The 21824-nt window shown below is 34.1% G+C and carries 17 protein-coding genes and 1 pseudogene; 9 read left to right on the plus strand and 9 right to left on the minus strand.

The genetic code is table 11. From position 1 onward, the window contains the following. The first annotated feature begins 41 nt into the window (after window positions 1–41). From DM397_RS16455 to DM397_RS16490, 8 genes are all read left to right on the plus strand, one after another. Window positions 42–392, plus strand: coding sequence for a winged helix-turn-helix transcriptional regulator (locus DM397_RS16455; protein WP_111378581.1), 351 nt, complete (start codon window positions 42–44; stop codon window positions 390–392). 11 nt (window positions 393–403) lie between these two features. Further along, a complete protein-coding gene (locus DM397_RS16460; protein WP_111378582.1) occupies window positions 404–979 on the plus strand; it encodes a DUF1572 family protein in 576 nt (191 codons plus the stop codon). A gap of 15 nt (window positions 980–994) precedes the next feature. Continuing rightward, window positions 995–1459 carry a hypothetical protein gene (locus DM397_RS16465; RefSeq protein WP_111378583.1) on the plus strand — a complete coding sequence of 155 codons (465 nt, stop codon included), beginning with the start codon at window positions 995–997 and terminating at the stop codon, window positions 1457–1459. Window positions 1460–1601: 142 nt separating this feature from the next. Beyond that, complete coding sequence (locus DM397_RS16470) at window positions 1602–1973, plus strand: DNA topoisomerase IV (protein ID WP_111366732.1); 372 nt, start codon at window positions 1602–1604, stop codon at window positions 1971–1973. A 216-nt stretch (window positions 1974–2189) separates the two neighbouring features. Beyond that, entirely contained in the window at window positions 2190–4109 is a 1920-nt protein-coding gene (locus DM397_RS16475) for a DUF294 nucleotidyltransferase-like domain-containing protein (protein WP_111378584.1), read from the plus strand. A 2-nt stretch (window positions 4110–4111) separates the two neighbouring features. Next, on the plus strand, window positions 4112–4741 hold the full coding sequence (locus DM397_RS16480) for a 3'-5' exonuclease (protein ID WP_111378585.1): 630 nt from the start codon (window positions 4112–4114) through the stop codon (window positions 4739–4741). 163 nt (window positions 4742–4904) lie between these two features. Beyond that, window positions 4905–6383: a PhoX family protein gene (locus DM397_RS16485; RefSeq protein ID WP_111378586.1), complete on the plus strand. Its 1479-nt coding sequence runs from the start codon at window positions 4905–4907 to the stop codon at window positions 6381–6383. A gap of 70 nt (window positions 6384–6453) precedes the next feature. Beyond that, on the plus strand, window positions 6454–8238 hold the full coding sequence (locus DM397_RS16490) for a cytochrome-c peroxidase (RefSeq protein ID WP_111378587.1): 1785 nt from the start codon (window positions 6454–6456) through the stop codon (window positions 8236–8238). 62 nt (window positions 8239–8300) lie between these two features. Here the strand turns inward: DM397_RS16490 and DM397_RS16495 are convergent, their stop codons facing one another. Further along, window positions 8301–10064, minus strand: a complete 1764-nt coding sequence (locus DM397_RS16495; protein ID WP_162615495.1) for a type VI secretion system baseplate subunit TssF — start codon at window positions 10062–10064, stop codon at window positions 8301–8303. A 2-nt stretch (window positions 10065–10066) separates the two neighbouring features. On the opposite strand from DM397_RS16495, the pseudogene DM397_RS16500 reads away from it, so the two are divergent. Then, window positions 10067–10726 (plus strand): annotated as a pseudogene (locus DM397_RS16500) (AAA family ATPase); the annotation flags it as partial. A gap of 53 nt (window positions 10727–10779) precedes the next feature. On the opposite strand, the gene DM397_RS16505 reads toward DM397_RS16500, so the two are convergent. From DM397_RS16505 to ychF, 8 genes are all read right to left on the minus strand, one after another. Further along, entirely contained in the window at window positions 10780–13500 is a 2721-nt protein-coding gene (locus DM397_RS16505) for a DNA gyrase/topoisomerase IV subunit A (RefSeq protein WP_111378588.1), read from the minus strand. Window positions 13501–13661: 161 nt separating this feature from the next. Then, entirely contained in the window at window positions 13662–15530 is a 1869-nt protein-coding gene (locus tag DM397_RS16510) for a DNA topoisomerase IV subunit B (RefSeq protein ID WP_111378589.1), read from the minus strand. A gap of 162 nt (window positions 15531–15692) precedes the next feature. After that, complete coding sequence (gene pncB, locus DM397_RS16515; protein ID WP_111378590.1) at window positions 15693–16868, minus strand: nicotinate phosphoribosyltransferase; 1176 nt, start codon at window positions 16866–16868, stop codon at window positions 15693–15695. Between the two features lie 78 nt (window positions 16869–16946). After that, complete coding sequence (locus DM397_RS16520; RefSeq protein WP_111378591.1) at window positions 16947–17927, minus strand: transglutaminase domain-containing protein; 981 nt, start codon at window positions 17925–17927, stop codon at window positions 16947–16949. Beyond that, window positions 17928–18452, minus strand: a complete 525-nt coding sequence (locus tag DM397_RS16525) for an NADPH-dependent FMN reductase (protein ID WP_111378710.1) — start codon at window positions 18450–18452, stop codon at window positions 17928–17930. It lies immediately after the preceding gene. A 117-nt stretch (window positions 18453–18569) separates the two neighbouring features. After that, window positions 18570–19484 (minus strand): YihY/virulence factor BrkB family protein, encoded by a 915-nt coding sequence (locus tag DM397_RS16530; protein WP_111378592.1) that lies wholly within the window; start codon window positions 19482–19484, stop codon window positions 18570–18572. Between the two features lie 91 nt (window positions 19485–19575). Next, window positions 19576–20253 carry a TIGR02117 family protein gene (locus DM397_RS16535; RefSeq protein WP_111378593.1) on the minus strand — a complete coding sequence of 226 codons (678 nt, stop codon included), beginning with the start codon at window positions 20251–20253 and terminating at the stop codon, window positions 19576–19578. A gap of 354 nt (window positions 20254–20607) precedes the next feature. Next, on the minus strand, window positions 20608–21702 hold the full coding sequence (ychF, locus tag DM397_RS16540) for a redox-regulated ATPase YchF (RefSeq protein ID WP_111378594.1): 1095 nt from the start codon (window positions 21700–21702) through the stop codon (window positions 20608–20610). Between the last annotated feature and the right edge of the window lie 122 nt (window positions 21703–21824).

Consider the following 21824-nt stretch of genomic DNA (forward strand, 5'->3'; position numbering starts at 1 on the left):
ACCGCATATTATTATCCCATAGGGATATAAAAGTCAATTTTATGCAAACAAAGGAACGAAACGCCGAAAATAAAATTTGTCCACTAGAAATTGCTGTAAATTCCATTAGCGGAAAATGGAAAATTCCGATTGTCTGGCAGATAAATGATGGCAAAAAAAGACCTAGCGAATTTTTGCGTGGCATTGCAAAAGTGGACCGACGTGTTTTAAATCAGCAGTTAAATGAAATGGTTGCAGATGGCATATTGATAAAACATTCTTTTAACGAACTTCCTCCGCGGGTTGAATACACTTTGACCGAAACTGGAAAACAATTAGTAGAGATTCTTTGGAAACTAAATGACTGGGGAAAAATATTGATTCAGGAAAACAAAATCGAACTTCAATCTTAAAATAGCAAATCATGAAAGCTGATGAATCTTACCTAGAAAGTGTCAAAAAGCAATTTTTATATTATAAAATGCTTGGCGAAAAAGCAATCGATCAACTCGAACCTGAACAGCTTTTTGTTTCTTTTAATGACGACACCAACAGCATTGCAACAATCATAAAACATATTTCGGGCAATATGCTTTCGCGATGGACTGATTTTCTAACTTCTGATGGAGAAAAAGAATGGCGAAACCGTGATGCCGAATTTGAAAACGATATACAATCTAAAGAAGAGGTTTTATATATCTGGAATAAAGGTTGGAATTGTCTCGAAAATGCCTTAGAAAACTTAAAAGCAGATCAGCTTTCAGATATCATTTACATTAGAAATGAAGGCCATACGGTTATTGAAGCCATTAATCGCCAGTTGGCACATTATCCTTATCATGTTGGGCAAATTGTTTTTTATGCTAAACAATTGAAAAACAGCGAATGGAATAGTTTATCAATTCCGAAGAATAAATCGGGAAATTATAATGCCGAAAAGTTTGCCAAAGAAAAAGAAATCAAGAACTTTACCGATGATGAATTAAAGAGGTTGAAATAATCTATCTTTCTAAATATGAAATCAAAAGATAACGAAACACATCACTTTTTACCAAGCGGAGAATGGGAAGGATTTTATTGCTATTCTAATTCGTCCTCACAACATAAAATGTCTATTGAATTGAGTTTTGCAAATTCAATTATTACAGGCTCTGGAATTGATGATGTAGATTCATTTCGATGGAACGGCTCTTATAATTTGGAAAATTTTAAACTTAAAATGGTCAAAACTTATCCAACACATATCATTAATTATGCTGGAGATATAGACGAAAACGGCATTTGGGGTATTTGGGATAATCCTGAAGACTTGAGTTTTTTTTCTGATTTTTCGCCAAACGTTCTTCAACAAATTAAAGCGATGACAAAGGGAGGTTTTCATATCTGGCCAAAAGCAATTAAAAGTGAGTCTAAAGAGGAAATGAGAGAAGAAGTCAAAGAATCTAAAAAACTGAAAGAATTTTATATTCAAAAAATCTAATTATAATACAACTGTTTATTGTAATCCTAACGCCCTAGCCCTGATGGAAGCGGCATCCTTTTGTGGTGGTCCCGATAGCTATCGGGACACAAAAGATATAGCGGACAGCAGGAATCAGCTCCTAAAAAACAACTTAATTAAAATGAAAAAAATAGTATTCTTATTTCCAATATTGGCTTTAGTGTCTTGTTATAATACTGAACACAATTGCAAAGATTTTAAAACTGGGAAATTCAAATTTGAAACCGAAGTCAACGGCGAGAAAAAAACAACTTATTTTGAACGCAAAGACGATATCGAAATCGAAACTTTTGAAGGTAAAACAGATACGGCAACCATTCGTTGGGTAAGTGATTGCGAATATGTGCTGCAGAAAAAACATCCGAAAAATATGGCTGAAGAAAAAGCAATCAGCATGAAGATTTTAACGACTTCTAAAGATTCTTACACTTTTGAATTCGGCTTAGTTGGTTCTGAGGAGAAACAAAGAGGAACAGTTTATAAAGTTGATTAAGACTTAATTTAAAATATTGAAGGCTCCAATTTTGGAGCTTTTTTTATTGCAAAACTTTGTTGAGTTACTTGCGGAGATCCCTCGTTCCTCGGGATGACAAAACTATGAGTAAAACCTTTGTCACTTTGTACCTCCGTCCCTTTGCAACTCAAAAAACAAAAATGTTTCTTTTACATTTCTATTTTAAATAGTACATTAGAACTTTAATCCAACCAAATGAAAAATACCATTTCGCAAAGAGTTGCTGACTTTCTAAAAGGATATCCGCCATTTAATTTTTTGCATCAGAGAGATTTAGAAAAACTATCTGAACAGATTTCAATTATATATAAAGAAAAAGATGCTGTGATTTTTGCCGAAAATGACAAAACGCATGACTCTTTTTATGTAGTTCATAAAGGCGCTGTCGCTTTGAAAAAAAGCACTAAAAACACTGTTTTAGACATGTGTGATGAAGGCGATATTTTTGGACTTCGTCCGCTTTTGGCGCAAGAAAATTACATTATGGAAGCAGTAGCGCACGAAGAAAGTATTCTTTATGCTATTCCGATTGCCGTTTTTAAACCTTATGCGCTAGAAAATAGAAATGTTGGTAATTTCCTGATTGAGAGTTATGCTTCGAATACTCGAAATCCTTACTCAGATATTCATAAAGATAAATTATATGGTGATGATCAGCTGAATGAAAACCTGCATTCGAGCAATCATTCTTTTGATTTAGCGCCAATAAAATATTCTAAAAAAATCGTTACCTGCAGTCCGTCAACGACAGTTAAGGAAGTGGCAAAGATTATGAATAAAAAGAAAGTTGGTGCGATATTGATTGTAGATGAAATGCTTCCTATTGGTATTTTGACTGATAAAGATCTTCGAAACAAAATAGTTACAGGCGATTTTCCGATAACCACAACTGCCGAAACGATCATGACAAAACCTGTTATTACGTATCCGAAAAAAATGACGGTTACAGAGGCGCAAATGGCGATGATGAAAAGTAATATCAGCCATTTGTGTTTAACAAAAGATGGAACTGTAAATACTAAAGCGGTCGGAATTTTATCGAAACATGACGTAATGGTGGCGCTTGGAAATAATCCAGCGGTTCTAATTAAAGCGTTGAAGCGTACCAAAAAAATCAAAGAGATAAAACCAATTCGTAACCGAATTATGCAATTGCTTCAAGGTTATCTGGATCAAAATATTCCGATGACTTTGATTACCAAAATTATTACAGAATTGAATGAAGCCTGTACAACTCGAGTTATCGAAATTTGTTTGGAAAAGATGAGTAGTCCGCCACCTGTAAAATTTGCCTGGCTAGCGCTTGGAAGTCAGGGGCGCGGCGAGCAAATGCTACATACCGATCAAGATAATGCGATTGTATATGAAAATGTCAATGAAGTTTTTAGGGATGAAACTAAAATCTATTTCTTAAAATTTGCCGGACTTGTCAATAAAGGCCTTTTTGAAATTGGTTACGATTATTGTCCTGCCGATATGATGGCTTCAAGTCCGAAATGGTGCATGAGTCTGGACGAATGGAAAGCCCAAGTACATCATTGGATTACAAATCCTGGGAAAAATGAGGTTTTACTTTCGTTTATTTTCTTTGATTACAGCAAAACTTATGGCGATTCTGAAATCGTTAATCAACTGTCTGATTCCATTTTTGAAAACGTAAAAGCAAATCCGATTTTTTATATGCATTTGGTGAGTGGCGCTTTGCAAAGCCCATCGCCTACTGGCTTCTTTAGACAATTTTTGGTTGAACAAGACGGTGCAAACAAAGATAATTTCGATATTAAACGTAGAGCTTTAATGCCTCTAACCGATGCTGCACGCGTTTTAATTTTATCCCATTCGGTAAAAGGAATCAGCAATACAGCAGAGCGTTTTGAGAAACTGGCAGAATTGGAGCCTAATAACAGAGAATTGTATTTATCGTGTTCTTATTCGTTTAAAGCTTTACTGAAATTTAGAACCAAACAAGGATTGCTACATCATGATTCTGGTCAGTTTATCGAATTGGAATCTTTAACAAAAATGGAAAAAATTAAACTGAAACGTACTTTTAAAACCATTAAAGAACTTCAGGAACTTATCTCAGTACGTTTTAATATCTCAAATCTGGTATAATAATGAGTTTATTCAATTTTTGGAAGAAAGAAGAAAATAATCTATTCGATGAAAATATTACGATCGAAGAAACTCGTTTTGTGGTTTTAGATACCGAAACTACAGGATTTGATTACGATAATGATCGCATTTTGTGCATTGGCGCACTAGTTCTTCAAAACGGAATTATTAATGTTCAGGACAGTTTTGAAGTTTATCTAGAACAAGATCATTATGATAAATCGACCGCTAAGATTCATGGCATTTTAAAAGATCTGCTTGTCAAACGTCCGACCGAGCTCGAAGCTTTGCAGCAGTTTTTGGATTTTCTGGGAGATTCCATAATTATTGCGCATCACACGATTTTTGATGTTACTATGATTAATAAAGCTTTAGAACGAAATGGCCTTCCGCATTTAACCAATAAAACTTTAGATACGGCTTATTTGTATAAAAAGACTTTAATCCAATCACATTTATTTGAAAGGAAAGATCATTATACTTTAGATGACTTAGCTGATAAATTTGATATTTCAAAGAAAGACCGTCACACTGCTTTGGGAGACGCTTATATTACTGCGATTGCTTTTCTCAAAATTGTTAAAAAACTGAAAGAGAAGAAAGCAACTAATCTAAATCAGCTCTTCAAATAGTTTTAAGTTTTTTTTAGGAATCTTAAATTTACATTCGAAACCTTTAATTTACTTTTTCATAATACAAGACTTACATTTATTAGCATTAAGAAAAAATTAACATAACGTGTACTTTGTTTTAGAGAGATAGCTTTGCCTAAATCAAAAAAATAAAAAACACTTTATGAAAGCTAACTTTTTAAAATCAATTACCTTGCTTGGACTTGCTGGTCTTTCTGCAATAGGCTGTCAAAATGATGACAAAGATTCAAAAAACGATGTAAACGCAAGTATAGATTTTACTTCACATTCAAAAGTACCTCCTTTTGTTTATGCACAAACAGGTTTTGAAAACTTAAAAATCAGCACTTTAATTACAAGTGCAGATGTCCTTCCAAATTCACCTTCTTTTGTTTACGGAGCACAGCCAGACGGAGCTGGATTAATGAAAGATCCAAATGGTGATGGATACATTATGATTACCAACCACGAAATTATCCAATCTGTATCAAGAGTATATTTAGACAAAACTTTCAAACCTGTAAAAGGAGATTATATTGTTGATGGTGTTGGAGGTCTAACTCGTTTATGTTCTGCTACTTTGGCGACTCCAGAAGTTCACGGATTTGGGCCAATCTTTTTAACTGCAGGAGAAAGCGGTCAGGAAAGTATGGTTCACGGAATCAATCCGTTAGGGTTGTCTTCAGATAAAGCAAGAAAAGACAGAGTTTTACCAGCTTTAGGAAAAGCAAGCATGGAAAACGCTGTTCCGCTTCCAAAAGAGGCTTATCCTGGAAAAACAGTTATTTTAATTGGTGAAGATCAATCGTATTCTACTTCTCACGTAAGTGCTGGTCAGCTGATTATGTATGTAAGTACAGTTGGTGATTTATCTAACGGAAAATTATATGCTTTAAAAAGAACTGACGGAAATCAAGTTGAAACCACTATGAAGTTAAACAATTCATATCCTGTTGAGTTTGTTGAAATTCCGAATGCAAAAAACTTAACTGGTGCTGTAATCAATACAACGGTTAATGATTTAAAAGCAATCCGTTTTTCAAGAGTTGAAGACGTAGATTACAGAAAAGGAAGCGCAAGCAACAATAGAGAGATCTATTTTACAGCAACTGGTCAAGCAACAAATAATGCTCCAGTTGAAGGTTACACCATGTGGGGAAGAGTTTATAAAGTAAAATTAGACGCAACAAACCCATTAAAAGGAACTTTAGAATTGGCTGTTGAAGGTGACAGTACTCCTGGAACTGGAATCATCAATCCTGACAACTTATGTGTGACTGAAAACTACGTTTACATTCAAGAAGATGGTGATAGTTATTATGCAGATGCAAAACACGATTCATACATTTGGCAATACAATATTGCTACAAAACAAAATAAACCGTGGTTAAACATGAACCACAAAAGAACAGATACAGCTTGGAACACTCTTTATAACCAAACTGGCGAAATGAGATTTGGAAGCTGGGAATTTGGAGCTATGCAAGACATTTCAGATATCATTGGTGTTCCAGATACTTTCACGGTAAATGTTCACCCACACACTTGGCAAAGCGATGCATTTAAAAATGCTGATGGTTCGGGAACTCAAACTAACAAAGAGGGAGGACAAACTGTAATTATTAGAAACGTACAACGCTAATAATTTTCGACCAAAATCTTATTGACAACCCTTATTTTCCGATAAGGGTTGTTTCTATTACAACTCCACTATGAAATTAAAATATTTTACCTTTCTATTTCTACTGCTTTCTTTTTTCTATTCATGCAAAGAAAGCGAAGCCTCAAAACCAACGGTTAAACAAGAATTACTTGTCGATTTAAGTAAACTTAGCAATGAAATTACTCAATTTCAAAAGCTTGTAAAAAGCAATTCTTCGCAAGAAAAAATTGTAGAACAATTTAAAAAGTCACGGCTAGCATACAAAAAAGTCGAATGGGCAATTGAATATTTTATTCCTGAAACCGCCAGATTCATGAACGGCCCTGCTCTTGACGAAATGGAATTGGAAGAAAACCGATCTTTTGAACCGCATGGTTTTCAGGTTATGGAAGAAATGATCTATCCTGAATACAATCTTGAAAGCAAAGAAGATTTAACAAGAGAATTGAATATTTTTCAATCGAATATCAAACAGCTCAAAAGCACTTTTGAAGTTATTACCATTAGTGACGATTATGTTCTGGATGCCATACAGCAGAATGTTTTTAGAGTTGTTACCTTAGGAATTACAGGTTTTGACAGTCCAATTTTGCAGTCTTCAATTCCCGAAGCTGGACAGAGTTTAATTTCGATTCCGGAAACGCTTGAAAAGATTAATGCTGATAACAAATCGGTATCTGAATTAAGAGAATTAACCAAAAACGCACAAAAATACTGCTCTGAAAATAATAATTTCAATGCTTTCAATCGTGCCGTTTTTATAACTGAATATTTGAATCCGATTTCGAAAAAACTGAAAACTTTTCAGAAAGAAGAGAATATTAAAAATGTAAAGAAAAGCAGCCCGCTAAAACCAACAATTAAAACTCTATTTGACAAAGACGCTTTTGACGTAAATGCTTTTGTGCTTTCTAAAGAATATAATTTTACTAAAGAAAAAGCTGCGTTAGGCGAAAAATTGTTTTACGATACAAGTCTTTCTAAAAATAACGATAGAAGCTGTGCAACTTGCCATAATCCTGAAAAAGCTTTTACAGATGGTTTAAAAACAAATGTTTCGCTTACTGGAATGAATTTACCAAGAAACACGCCTACTCTAACCTATGCTTCGTTGCAGAATGCTCAGTTTTGGGACATGCGTCAGTTGGATCTAGAAAAACAAAGTGTCGACGTGATTCAGAATAAAGACGAAATGCATGGTTCTATGGAAAATATTCATGCTAAAATTCAGCTGGATAAGGAATATGTAAAATTGTTTAAAAAAGCTTATCCAAAAATATCAAAACCTGAAGCGTGGCAGATTCAAAATGCTATTGCGAGTTATGTACGTTCGTTAAACTCTTTTGATTCGAGATTTGATGAATACATGAGAGGAAATAAAAATGTTTTGAACAATGAGGAAATAGAAGGAATGAATCTTTTTATGGGAAAAGCAAAATGTGCTACTTGTCATTTTACGCCTTTGTTTAACGGAACAGTTCCACCAAGTTATTCCAAAACCGAACATGAAGTTATCGGAACTCCAAATGAGCCTTCAGGAAAATCTTTGAGTCCAGATAAAGGCCGTTATATATACAATCAAATGTCACAGTTAGTCGGTGCTTTTAAAACGCCTACAGTGAGAAATGCAGCAGTTACCGCTCCATACATGCATAACGGAGTTTTTAAAACCTTAGAAGAAGTGGTTTCTTTTTACAACAAAGGAGGCGGAATTGGTTTAGGCTACAAAGTAGAAAATCAGACTCTTCCTTTTGATAAACTAAATTTAACGGTAAAAGAAGAAAAAGCTCTCGTTGCTTTTATGAAAACCCTAACGGATAAAAAATACCAATAAAACCAAAATAAATCCTCAATTAAACAAAAACGCCGAAAAGTAGTTTTTCGGCGTTTTTTATTTTAGTCAACAAACATTCTATACGGAAATGCATTTGAAGACCTGTTTTTTAGATTTTTCAAAAAACTGTCACATAAGTAATTCCATTCAGAATCAGATAAATGCTGTTTTTCTTCAGGTTTTGTTTTGATATAAATATCTACAGTTCGGCTAAAACCAGCTTTTACAGATATTTCTTTCCTTGTTCCTTTTTCTATTCTAATATCTTCTATTGAATTTTTAAAATGATTAAATCCAAAGGCTTTAATATCGGCAAAAGTCACAATTCTACCTCGTGTTAGCAAGGCATTTCTATAAGCTAAAATTCGATCTTTGTTGGTTTGTTTATTCAATCCGCCCACCGTATTTGTCATAAGTGTTGTTGTTTTGCTTACAAAAAATAAATCATCTTTACATGCCAAAACAGTTCCTGCCTTGATATCATTACCTTCTTCTGCACATGTTGACCAATAACTTATGTTGAATGATTTCCCTACAGATTCATCTGCCTTAGGCTTAATCATTAAATAAGGATCATTACTTTTAGAAAAATTACTTTCTTTAGCTTGTTGCTCTACCGAAGCCAGCAACTGATTAATTTCAATCAAAGAACTGTTCATAAAGTCTTTTCCTAAACCCGCAAACGAAGAACTTTCGTCTTTTAATAAATCTAAAACATTTTGCAACAATTCAGATGCTGTCCTGGAATCAAATCTGGAAACTCCTCCTGTTCTCAACACTGCATTTCCTTCTTCTAAAATGCCCTCTTTAAACTCTTTTGTCTCATAACGTCTGTTAAGTCCATCTACAACAGTATCTATATCAAGAAAAATATCATTCTTCGTGTCTAAAGCTATGTATGATAAAAAAGTATCAAGCGGCTTGGTTAGATTATGCTTTTTTTTGTTAATTACAGGAATACAATTTGCTGTAAAAGAAACATTATCTATAATTTGAGGGACTAATGATTCTGGAAATACCATTTTTACCCAAATTACTGGTTTTTCACTTTTATTGGCTACCTCTTCAAATGGTTTATATTCAGCTGCATATTCATTTATGTTTTTATATTTTAAGACTCCTTTTAAAGTATAAAAATTATCAAAGTAAAATTCATTTACTTCCTGCATTACTCCACTAAGAGTAGAATAATTGTGATTAATAACACCTTCTATATCAAGATCATTAAACGGAACGTTATAACCTTCTTTTACTTCTATCTCTTTATCGTCAAAAATGCACTTCATTTGTTTTAAATAATAATGAAACATTTCTTTCTGATGGGTATTTTTAATATCGACATACAACATTAAATCTTCCAATTCTAATGCCTTTTCACTGCTTAGTTCGATCCCTAAAACAATCTCTCCCGATGGCATTGTATGATTATAATCTCTAACAGCATCTTTATAAAAAAGATTAGAGATTTGATACAGATTTCTTTCATACGCAATATATTTTATCTCGCAGGCAGACAACTTTACCTCTAGAGTTGGCGCTAGCGCAATCTCTTTTGTAATTGGTGCCAGCGGATTATAAATATTATGAATCCTTCTGCTAACCGTCATTTGATTTTGGAGAGAAACTTTAATATTATTTTCTATTGGCAATGCATGAACAATTGCTCTTGAAGGTTTAGCTCCAGATGAAACTTCTGGAAACATAATTTCTAAAACTCTTTCTACAATGCGGGTTTTGGAATCTTCGAGTTCGTGAGCCACTTTTTCCAATTCATAAGATAATGCATTCAGCATCATCGCTACAACAGGATCAAAGGAAGTTTCCATTTCATGGTGCGCCTCCAGGATATGTTGGTTACGAAGAAGGTGGATTATTAGTCAACAAGATTAGACAGAAACCGTATTCTATTGTCTTATTTGACGAAATTGAAAAAGCACATCCTTCTGTTTTTGATGTATTTCTTCAAATTATGGACGAAGGAAAACTACACGATCGTTTAGGGAAAGAAGGAGATTTCTCCAATGCCATCATTCTTTTCACGTCAAATATTGGTGCCGATCATATCGTTAATACATTTAATAATGGTGAAATTCCAGCATCGAGTTCGTTAATGGAAATTATGGCAAATTATTTCAGGCCTGAATTTTTAGGACGTTTGACTGAAATTGTCCCTTTTGCACCAATCAATAAAGAAAATGCTTTAAAAATATTTGAAATCCATCTTAAAAAAGAATTCATTGATTTATTACACAATAGTAAAATAACAGTAGAAATTCCTTCAGAAACTAAATTATATCTAGCTGAAAACGGTTATAACGCCAAATATGGAGCAAGACCTATCAAAAACATTATTCGAACGCATTTAAGAAGACCTCTAGCGAAAAAAATAATTTCTGGAGAAGTTAAAGACAACGATACTATTTCGGTAATTATTGAAAATAACGAAGTAAAATGGATTATAACAGAACCTATTTCAGTTGAGAATTAATTACCCTCCAAATAAAAAACGCTAAGAAATCAATCTTAGCGTTTTCTAATTTTTTATTCTAAAACCAAACCTATCTGGCCATCATCGTCTAATTCTGTCTCTACAGAATCATCTTCTGGAATTTCCGGTTTTTCAGGAACTTCTTCAACTGGCTCTTCATAAGGAAGCGGTTCTAACAAATTGACTTGTCTTAATTTATCAGTTGTCAATTGATTTCCAAGAGCTTTGAAACCTTTTACAGCTATAAAGTCTTCAACATCAATATGAAGATCATCTTTTTGAACTCCTTTTACTTTTGCAAAAACCAATTGCGCTACAGGACGATAATCTGTCGAAACGATTTCCAATTGCGAATTCGGATGGTCTGTTATGAAACTTTCTTCTTTTCCTTCATTTTCAACCAAGAAACGTTTTAAGAAATAACGCTCTTTTTCTCCATCATAGTAAATCGCAGAAATCGGTTTTTTAGGTTTCCATTTCTCCAACACAATCATATCTTCGTCAAAATGCGTAGATAATTCTGGAATGAGCACTTTTAACTTACCAGACTGATTAATTACTAAGATTTTATCGGTCGGTTTAAATTCTCCCAATAACTCTCCTCTTGCGTCAACGTTTAGACGTTTTACGGTATCATCAAACCAAACTTTTCTTGGCAGTAAAGTCGAAATTCCTTTTTCTTTTAATTCGATTTTCTTGATTGGATATTTGGTCACTAAATTTCCTTTAGAACCACGGCCCTTAATTGCGAGTTTCGCGAAATCAATATCAAATTTCAATTTCTTGATCGTTCCAACTTGGCGCAATAAAATAGTTACAACCTCAGCTTCTCCATTTGGATTGTGTGAAAAATAAACTACTTGCGAACCATTTGTTCCATTTGTCAAATCGTATGCTTTATCACGGGTTACACCAGTAACATTGAAACGTTTGATATAAGACGGTCCCGATTTACCATCGCGGTACATCATGTTGTAAATGGTACGTTTATCGTTTTTATCAAAAACGGCGGCGTGAATAATGTCCTTCCCAATAAATGTTTTGGCATCTACTTTTGTGATCATCAATGTTCCGTCACGTAAAAACACAATAACATCATCAATATCAGAACAATCGCCTACGTATTCATCTTTCTTTAAACTCGTTCCAACAAAACCTTCTTCGCGGTTTACGTAAAGTTTTGTGTTACGTAAAACTACTTTTGTGGCCTCAACGTTATCAAAAACACGAAGTTCCGTCTGGCGTTCACGTCCTTTTCCGTATTTCTCTTTTAATTTGGTAAAGTAAGCAATAGCAAAATCTGTAAGATGTTCTAAATTGTATTCTACCTCTTTCATTTCTTCTTCTAACCTTGAAATCAATTCATCGGCTTTATCAGAGTCGAAACGCGTAATACGAATCATCGGGATTTGAGTCAAACGCTGTAAATCTTCGTCTGTAATTTCTCTGACGAATGATTTTTTGAAAGGCTCAAAACGATCGTATAAATATTTGTAAAGCGATTCTCTGTCTCCGTATAATTTGAAGTCAATATACATTTCTTCACGAATGAAGATTTTTTCTAAAGTAGAGAAATGCCACTTATTTTTTAATTCTTCTAATTGAATTTCCAATTCCTGACGAAGCAAATCAACCGTTCTTTCAGTTGAAATCTTCAACATTTGTGAAACTCCGATAAACAATGGTTTATTGTCTTCAATAACGCACCCTAAAGGTGCAACAGATGTTTCGCAGGCAGTAAATGCGAATAGCGCATCAATAGTTTTGTCTGGCGAAACGCCTGGAAAAAGATGAATTAAAATTTCAACATCAGCTGCTGTATTGTCTTCAATTTTCTTGATTTTGATTTTGCCTTTTTCATTGGCTTTCAAAATACTGTCAATTAAACTCGATGTATTGGTAGAAAACGGAATCTGTGTAATCACCAAGGTATTTTTGTCTAACTGCGAAATTTTAGCACGCACACGCACACGTCCGCCACGCATTCCGTCGTTATAATTCGAAACGTCGGCAATACCCTGCGTCATAAAATCAGGATAAAGCGTAAACGGCTTTCCTTTTAAGATTTTAATCGAAGCATCAATTAATTCGTTGAAGTTATGAGGAAGCACTTTTGTAGAAAGTCCAACCGCAATACCTTCTGCTCCTTGCGCTAAAAGCAATGGGAATTTTACAGGAAGATTGTTTGGTTCTGCACGACGTCCGTCATACGAAACGCCCCAATCGGTAATTTTTGGAGAATATAAAACTTCCAAAGCAAATTTAGATAAACGTGCCTCAATATAACGGGGCGCTGCCGCACCATCGCCTGTTAAAATATTTCCCCAGTTTCCTTGGCAGTCAATCAATAAATCTTTTTGACCAATTTGCACCATTGCATCACCAATACTCGCATCTCCGTGTGGGTGATACTGCATGGTGTGCCCTACTACATTGGCAACTTTATTATAACGACCATCATCCAGCTCTTTTAAAGAGTGCATAATACGACGTTGAACAGGTTTGAATCCGTCTTCGATAGCAGGAACTGCACGTTCCAGAATTACATACGAAGCATAATCCAAAAACCAGTCTTTATACATTCCGGTTACTTTGGTAATAACGTCCTCGCCTTCTTCTTCCTGATTTTCGTAAAAATGCGCTCCTTCAAAATGCTTTGCATCTACATCGATAATCTCATCGTCATTTCCATCCTGATTGTCATCCATCAGGTTTTCATCTTGATTATTCTCGTCGTCGTTTGGAATTATGTTATCGTCTTCTTCGTCTTTCATTTTTATATGCTGAATTATTTCAGTATTCTTTCTATTTTAAATTTAACGGAAGTTTTTTCAATTCCCCAGTCACTGACTGGGTTTTATATTTTGAAAACCGCAGACAGTCACTGCGCTTTTCAAAACTTAAAAAATTCCACAACATTGTCGCGGATTTTTATTTAAACCTCCTCCAATTCATCAATCTCCACCTTCAAGTTCTTGATAATAAACTCTTGTCTGTCTGGCGTATTTTTCCCCATGTAGAAAGATAACAATTGCTCAATCGAAGTATGTTTATCCATCATAACAGGATCTAAACGAATAGTATCTCCAATAAAGTTCTTGAACTCATCTGGCGAAATCTCTCCCAAACCTTTAAATCGGGTGATTTCTGGCTTTGGTTTCAGCTTTTCAATCGCGTCTTTTCTTTCTTCTTCAGAATAACAATAAATCGTTTCTTTTTTGTTTCGAACCCTGAAAAGCGGTGTTTGCAAAATATACAAATGTCCTTCTTTGATTAATTCTGGAAAAAACTGCAAAAAGAAAGTTATTAAAAGTAAGCGAATGTGCATTCCGTCGACATCGGCATCGGTTGCGATTACGATATTGTTGTAACGTAATTTTTCTAGTCCGTCTTCGATATCAAGTGCAGCTTGCAATAAATTGAATTCTTCATTTTCATACACAATCTTTTTAGACATTCCGTATGAATTTAAAGGTTTACCACGTAAACTGAAAACCGCTTGTGTATTTACGTCACGCGACTTTGTAATCGATCCAGAAGCCGAATCTCCCTCGGTAATAAAAAGTGTACTTTCTAAGTTTCTAGGATTTTTAGTATCAGGAAGATGCGCACGACAATCTCTTAATTTTTTATTATGAAGATTGGCCTTTTTAGCACGATCTGTCGCCAGTTTTCTAATTCCTGACAATTCTTTTCTTTCGCGTTCTGCCTGAAGAATTTTACGTAATAAAGCTTCGGCTGTCGGCGGATTTTTATGTAGATAATTATCTAGTTTCGTTTTGATAAAATCATTAACGAAAGTACGAACAGAAACTGCTGGTGTTCCGTCGTCAGAACCCATATCGGTAGAACCTAATTTTGTTTTGGTCTGAGACTCAAAAACCGGTTCCATTACTTTAATACTAATCGCACTCACAATAGATTTACGAACATCAGATGCTTCAAAATTCTTATTGTAAAACTCACGAATTGTTTTTACAACTGCCTCACGGTAAGCCGCTAAGTGCGTTCCTCCTTGTGTTGTATTCTGACCGTTTACAAAAGAGTGATATTCTTCACTGTACTGCGTTTTACTGTGCGTCAGCGCAACCTCAATATCGTGATCTTTCAAATGAATAATTGGATATTCTAAATCTTCTTCATTGATCGTTTCTTCTAATAAATCACGAAGTCCGTTTTCTGAATAGTATTTTTCTCCATTGAAAATAATCGTCAAACCATTGTTTAGATAACAATAGTTTTTAACCATTTTGATAACGTATTCTAAACGGAATTTATAGTTTTTGAAAATCGTTTCGTCTGGCGTAAAAGTTACTTTTGTCCCTTTACGCTTTGTAGTATCGATTATATCTTCTTCTAGAACTAAATTTCCAGCAGAAAACTCTGCTCCTTTTTGTTTATCATCTCGAACCGATTCTACACGAAAAAAAGTAGAAAGCGCATTAACCGCTTTTGTTCCGACACCATTTAAACCAACTGATTTCTGGAAAGCTTTAGAATCGTATTTTCCCCCCGTGTTCATCTTCGACACTACATCGACCACTTTCCCTAACGGAATACCACGTCCGTAATCACGAACAGTAACCGTTTTTTCTTTGATACTTACCTCAATAGTTTTTCCTGAGCCCATTACGAACTCATCGATACAGTTATCTAAAACCTCTTTTAGAAGAATGTAAATACCATCATCTGGAGAAGAACCGTCTCCAAGCTTTCCGATATACATTCCAGGACGCATACGGATATGTTCTTTCCAATCAAGCGAACGAATATTATCTTCGGTATATTGATTTTGCTCTAGCATATATGATTTTAGGATTTTTTGCTAATGTACCATTTCTTAACAAAAAATGAAAGCGTATTTTCTTTTTGTTATGAATAATAACAGTTTAAAATCTATTTAAGCTGATTTTAAAATAAAACGAGTATCGAAGTTATAAAAAAATGCATTTTCGACAAAAAAACACTACTTTATTCCAAGAACTTCTTTTGCCAAAGCAATCATTTCGGGCGTTCCCGTATTTTTGTTCTTTTCATCAGACAGTTTCACAACACCTTGCCAATGTAGATTATCGGGCTTTGTATCTGTTAATTTAATTACCATATTCATTGCAGGAAGCCCTACATCATTGGTAAAATTGGTTCCAATTCCAAATGACATTTTTATTTTGTCCTGACAGAAATCGACAATCTTTTTTACTTTATCGTAATTGAGCGAATCTGAAAAAACAATGGCTTTTGATTTTGGATCTATTCCCATTTTAATGTAATGAGAAATCACTTTTTGGGCAAACTCAATCGGATCACCGCTATCATGTCGAACGCCATCAAAAAGTTTTGAATATTTTTTATCAAACTGATTGAAAAATATTTCTGTAGTATAAGTATCTGTTAAGGCGATTCCGAGATCTCCGCTATAAACTTGTGTCCAATGTTCCAGACTGATAGAATTTGCCATTTTAAAGCCATATTGCGCCGCATGAAACATAAACCATTCATGAGCGTGCGTACCTAAAGGTCTTCGATTATTGACCATTGCAAAATGCACATTACTTGTACCAATAAAGCTCTGTCCACCATAAGTACGCAAAGTTTCATTTACAAGATTCTGCACATCATAAGAGTGACGACGTCTTGTACCAAATTCTAAAATAGAAACACCAAGTTTATTGTAATTCTCTATTTTTTCTTTCGTAAGATTTTTTACAGCCTCATCGTTTAAACGAATTAAATGATTTGCTTTGTAAAAAAGTTCCGAAATCAAAGCCATTAAAGGCACTTCCCATAAAATAGTTCTGTACCAAAAACCTTCAACTGTTACTGTAATTTCCGAACCTTCCTGACTAATCTGAACTTCAGACGGATCAAAACTATATCCTTGCAGAAAATCTAAATAAGTGGGATCGAGATATGGACAATAATGAGCGAGATAATTCTTTTCTTCCTTTGTTAAACGTAAATCTGCCATTGCATCAACAGAATTTCGTAGTAAATCTGCAAAACCTTCTGGAAAAACATGTTTTCCGCGGTTTATAAATCCGTAACGAACCTTTGCTTTTGGAAAAAGTTTAATTACAGCATGCTGCATTGTAAATTTATAGAAATCATTGTCTAAGATTGATTTCAGAAAAGTCGCTTCCATAGTGTTCAAATTCGGATCATTCCTTGCTAAGATACGGCAATTTCAGAAAAGATGAAAATTGAATAATCCTTAAATAAATTATTTCGAAACTATTTTAAAAGAGACAACACTATTACCATCCACAAAAACAGTAATATAATCTCCAATATTGTTATCGATGCCTATTTGAAATTCTAATCCCCCACGTTTTTCTTTTGGATTCTGAACTTTAACAGCTTTATTGTATTTATTCAAATAAAAAACTTGATTGGATTTTGAGAGATTTTTGATTTCAACTGTAATTTTATCACCATTTCGAGCTTCAATTATTCCAGAATCAGGCGATTTAATTTTATAATCTTTTTCGATTGTAGTATTGTAAATTAAAGGGCCATTCAGAAAATCTTCTTTACTTAATCTGTTTCCCAAATAAGAACCCGAATCTGGAAAATGCTTTGCAAAGAAATAATCTGGATCTGTGTCAAAATAAGCAGGATTAAAATCGTTGACCATTCTGCCTTTACTGCTGTCATAATAGCCTTGCCCCCATGTCACATCCAAAAGACGCCATTTTTTATCAATCAAAACCATATTCCAAGCATGATTGGAAGAAGTGTTTTTTCTACCAATATCTCTTACTGAAATCTTAGAATCACCACGAATGATTTCGCATTTAATTCCCATCAAAGATGCCAAATGCTGATACAAAGCCGTAAAACCTTCGCAAACCGCTTTTTTAGATTTAAAAGCTTTCTGGATTAGGTTATCATTCAGCTGTTTTATTTTTCGCTGTTTTTCAGCTTCAGAAGAATAGCTGAAACCTTGCGTTCTAGGCGGATTCAAATACGCATTATAATCGTATCTTATATTGAAGGCAATCCAACTGTAAATAGCACGCGCACGATCATAATCCGAATCAAAATCTTTCTCGATTCTGTCGGCTAATTTTTCGGTGCTATCGAAACTTTTTGGATATTTTGCAACTATTTTATCGACTTCACTGATCTTTTGAGCAAAAGTGAAATTGATGAAAATACTATTTAATAAAAGGAAAATAAGGGCAATCTTTTTTTGTGGCATTTAAAAATTTGATTTAATAATATCTTTCAGTTCTTGATCTAATTCAGGATTAGAGATTTTATTTTCTTGTAAATCAAAATTCGAGCCAAATGCTGGTAATGAGAAACTTCCTTTAATTTCTGCACCATAACGAGGGAAAAGATTTTGCGCAATTCCTAAAACAGACGCGCCTCCTCTACCACCTGGAGAAGTTGCCAATAATAGCATTGGTTTATGTTGGAAAACATCTTTTTCGATTCTAGAACTCCAATCGAAAACATTTTTAAAAGCAACAGAAAAATTTCCGTTATTTTCTGCCATTGAAACCACTAGAATATCAGCTTCTTTAAGTTTATTCAAGAATGCTTGCGCCACTTCATGCTGACCAATTTCTTTCTCTAGATCTACGCTAAAAACTGGCATTGCAAAATCGTTTAAATCTAAAACTTCAACATCTGCATTTTCAAACAAACTAGATGCATAAGTCGCAAAACGCTTATTGATTGACTGCTTACTGTTGCTTCCTCCAAAGGCTACTATTTTCATATTTGTGGTATTTGTTTTTTTCAACCATATAAGTAATGTAAGTTCATTTAAAAAGCTTTGTCTTTAAACTAAACAAGACAAACTTAAATTTTCTTATATGACTTATATGGTTTAATATTAATTTTCTATTTCAAAAATCTCTTTTTGTATTTCTACAGAATAATCATTTGGTGAAATACTTCCGCCGAACGCTTTTGCATAGACTTTAGTAAATTCTGCTCCAAAATATAAAATAATAGCCGAATAATACACCCAAACCAAAATTATAATTACAGAACCTGCTGCACCGTAAACACTTGCAACAGTTGAATTTCCTAAGTACACTCCAATTGCAAATTTACCTATCATAAACAAAATTGCTGTGCTTGATGCACCAATAAAAGCATCTTTCCATTTGATAACTCCGTCTGGTAAAGTTCGGAATATAATGGCAAAAAGCAATGTAATACTAGCAAAAACAATCACCAAATTAACCACATAAAAAAAGTAAACTGTTGTGTCTGGAAAATAGAGTTTTAAACGGGCATTTAAAACGTCGAGTGTAGCATTGACTATTAAACTGACCAGCATCAAAAATCCAACTGAAACTATCATAGAAAAAGACATCAATCTGTTTTGAATAAATTTTTTCAAACCTTTGTTAGGTTTTGCTCGAAGTCCCCAAATATAATTGATTGAACTCTGAATTTCGGCAAAAACTCCAGATGCTCCAATGAGTAACATTACAACTCCAAAAACGGTTACAAAGACATTGCTATCTGATAATTGAACATTTTTGATTGCCTCCTGAATCTGTACCGCAGCATTATTCCCGACCAATCGATTTATCTGACCATATAACTGACCCGTGACTGCCTCTTCCCCAAAAAAGAAGCCACAAATGGTAATTATAATAATCAATAAAGGAGGCAAAGCAAAAATGGTATAATAAGATAACGCCGCACTTAATTTTATAGCATTGTCATCGTTGAATTCTAAAAATGTTGTTTTTAATAAATACCAAGTTTTTGAAAAGATGTTATGATTTTTCATTTGCTTATTTTTTGATATTCACTCAAATTTAAGCATTAATGAAAATTTTTAACTTCTTGGATTTTAGCAAGATTTTACATTTTTACCATGTTTATTTATAATGACAAAAAATCCCTTTATCATAAACTGTCCACAAACTTGCTTTTTGGTTGGCTGCTTTTAAAGCATTGTTTGCCCAAGTATTGCAAGTATAAAAAAGGCTATAACTTCCTTTTGCTTCATAGAAAGCATCTTTTCTTCCGTAGCTATGACCTTCAATCCATTGTGGATGAATTGGATCGCTGAAACTATTTGAAATATAATTGACTAAGTTTTGATAATTTTCTTTTGAAACTAAAATTCGTTTGCAGTCTTCACCTTCTCTTAATTGTTTAAAAAACGTTGCATGCACTGCAGACGAACTGATTCCGAATGCTGCTTTGAAAGCTGTACTTGCTTTTAAATCTGACCATTCTGGCGTTTCCAAATAAAAGCCTTTATCTCCCCAGCCAAAAGCGATATAATTCATTAAAGAATCCTTTGATTGGGTTTGATTAAACTGAATTTCGTTTCGCCAATCTTTGATTTCATTTTTTATCGGAACCACAATATCGGTATGGACTCCGTTTGAAAGAATATAAATTGGAACTGCATCTTGCTCTTCCACTTTTGCGATATCTGAATTGACTGTAATTTTAGAAATAATCAAAACAGAAGAAATATACACGGCAAGAAAACTAAAGATTCCGAAAAGCGTCCAGCCTAGAATTTTGAATGATTTTTTTAGCATTTTGATTGATTGATTTTAGATTAGTAATTGGTTAATTTTTCTGTAACCAATTTTTGAGCCAAAAATTTTCAGTTGCTAAAATAGGACGCGGATTTTACAGATTCGCTTTCGCGAAAACGCGGATTTAAACGGATCTTTTATTCTTGTTTTTGTCATCCTGAGGAACGAAGGATAACACTAGAATTTCCACAATCCAAATCGCCAATCTTTGTAGAGTTTCGTGTGTGATCCTTCGTTCCTCAGGATGACAAACTTTATGATTATTCATTTTAAACATAAAAAAACTGCTGAATTTCTCCAGCAGTTTTAATCTATTATCTTTCTTCTTTACTCTTTTATCTCAAGAAAAAAAGACTAAACGTTAAAACGGAAATGCATTACATCACCATCTTTCACGATATATTCTTTTCCTTCAACTCTAAATTTTCCAGCTTCTTTTGCTTTTGCCTCAGAACCGTATTGAACATAATCATCGTATGAAATTACTTCTGCACGGATAAATCCTTTTTCAAAATCAGTGTGGATAACTCCTGCCGCTTGTGGTGCAGTTGCTCCAATATTGATTGTCCAAGCGCGAACCTCTTTTACACCAGCTGTAAAATACGTTTGCTGCTTTAATAATTTGTAAGCTGCACGAATTAAAACTGAAGCTCCTGGCTCTTCTAATCCCATATCTTCAAGAAAAACCTGACGCTCTTCGTAGCTTTCTAATTCTGTAATATCAGCCTCTGCTCCTACTGAAAGCACAATAACTTCAGCTTCTTCATCTTTTACTAATTCACGAACTTGATCTACATATTTATTTCCGTTTACCGCAGAACTTTCATCAACATTACAAACGTATAAAACTGGTTTTGCAGTAATTAATTGGAAACTTTCCATAAGAACTTCTTCGTCATTATTTTGAGGAACGATTGTTCTCGCAGATTTTGCCTGCAAAAGAGCTTCTCTAATTCTGTTTAGCAAAGCCTCTTCAGCCTGCGCTTCTTTATTTCCAGTTTTTGCAGCACGTTTTACTTTCTCTAAACGTTTTTCGATTGTTTCTAAATCTTTTAACTGCAATTCGATATCGATAGTTTCTTTATCACGAATTGGGTTTACGTTTCCGTCAACGTGCACAATATTATCATTGTCAAAACAACGCAAAACGTGAATGATAGCATTACACTCTCTAATGTTTCCTAAAAACTGGTTTCCAAGACCTTCACCTTTACTTGCTCCCTTTACTAAACCTGCAATATCAACGATATCTACAGTTGCCATTTGAACGCGCTCTGGTTTTACCAATTCTTCCAATTTGTTGATTCTTGGATCTGGAACGTTTACAACACCAATATTTGGTTCGATTGTACAAAACGGAAAGTTCGCACTCTGCGCTTTTGCATTAGATAAACAATTAAATAATGTTGATTTTCCAACATTTGGTAATCCTACAATTCCTGCTTTCATCTGTTTGTTTCTATTTATTTTATGCGGGTCTTCAAATTTAAACCCTTCACATTAAACCTTGTGATTTAATGCCTTATGATTTACATGTTTTCTCATTTTCTGCCAAAATATTATTTTTTGGC

This window comes from Flavobacterium nitrogenifigens (assembly GCF_003254565.1).
Classification (GTDB): Bacteria; Bacteroidota; Bacteroidia; order Flavobacteriales; family Flavobacteriaceae; genus Flavobacterium; species Flavobacterium nitrogenifigens.